Below are 1,432 nucleotides of genomic sequence, written 5' to 3' on the forward strand. Positions count from 1 at the left end.
TGATAAAAATCGTAAAAACCAGTGGAAATCCGTGTCAGGGTAAGTTCCACTGGTTTTACTAATACTTGATTTCATCGTTTTTGTAGCCAAAATGAATAGAAAAAAGAGCGCACAAAATCCCCTCATCTGAAAGCGTTTCAGATTAAGTTCCGCTATGGTGGAAGTTAGTGTGAGACGTTTGAATGCGGTTAAAGGTTAGTTTTTAGAACTTATGTTGGAGTAATTTAGACGACTGACAGACGTCTTCTGCAGGTATTTTAGAAATACCTAGAAGTTTAGGAATCTCTTCTCCGTAAGTAAAGGCAAAGAGTTCATAGGCTGACTTTCCATTCAAAGCAGCACGTTTGACACTGTTGACATGCGAACAAACGAGATTGATGTCCTCTTGAGTTAAGTTGTCAAAAGAAGTTTCCTTAGGTAGAATGTCGCGAATCAGCGTGTGATTTTTCTCAATTCTCCCTTTCTGGTCAGAGCGATTAGGGTCACAAAAGAAGAGTTTACTCTCTCCTCGCACATCCATTTCGATGTCATCAACCCTGGCAAACTCTCCACCATTATCTGTCAGGATGACAGGGAAGAGTTGGAAGAAATCTTTGTCCGCTTGGTGAAGAGTGTTCTTGATGTCATAGAGGTGTTTGGTAACCTCAAGGGTAGTTTTATTATCCAGAAGTCTAGCGAAGATAAAGTTACAGAAAGACAGGTTGAAGGTGAGTAGGACTTTACCTCCCATCCTGCCCATAACGGTGTCCATTTCCAGCCAAGAGTTCAGTTGCTTAAGAGCCAAATAATTTTGGAAATCCTCATAGGAACGGCCTTTTTTAGCTTCTTTAGGGATGGAAGGTAGCTTACTTTTCCGTCTTTCTTTGAATTTAACGGCTCTGGCTAGGTCAATAGGAGCGATAGATAGGTATCCTTTTCGGATGTGTCGATAGACGGTTGAGGAGCTGACATCAAGGTTGTGAGTTTTGAGGATATGATAGATGTGTTGGCCCTTTTTAACACCATCAGAAATGACTTTGTCCATGTCCCAGAAGGTCTTGGAATTGAGAGGAGTTCCTTCACGAGCTTCGATAAGAGTTTGTTCGTACTGTTTTTGAGCTTGCTTAGCGAGGTAGAAAATCTTCTTATAGCCACAATTTTGTCTTCTTTTAGGGCAGCCGTTACAGACAAAGGGAGCTTTGTCGAGTAGAGGGCAAGGAAGGTTATGGCATGTAGACTCTCGGATTTGTCTGTTTCGTTTGACTTCTTTAGAAACAGTAGTCGGGTCTTTTAGAATGGATTGTCCAATAGCTTTGAAGGTTTCACTGCGCTCTAAGCCTAATTGGATATCATTACGGTCTGAAAGGGTAAGGTGTTTATGTTTTGTCATAGTGAGCCTCATTTCTAACTCAAACGTCTCACACTTAATTCCACCATAAAAATCCGTTTTAGA

At 41.1% G+C, this 1,432-nt stretch carries 1 protein-coding gene; it reads right to left on the bottom strand.

Annotated features, from left to right (window positions below):
• Positions 1 to 202: 202 nt before the first annotated feature.
• Complete coding sequence (locus NMM26_RS09515; RefSeq protein ID WP_143952561.1) at positions 203 to 1,369, bottom strand: IS30 family transposase; 1,167 nt, start codon at positions 1,367 to 1,369, stop codon at positions 203 to 205.
• Positions 1,370 to 1,432 lie beyond the last annotated feature (63 nt).

The organism is Streptococcus sp. CF7_Ac1-8 (assembly GCF_024295435.1).
GTDB classification, from domain to species: Bacteria; Bacillota; Bacilli; order Lactobacillales; family Streptococcaceae; genus Streptococcus; species Streptococcus mitis_AP.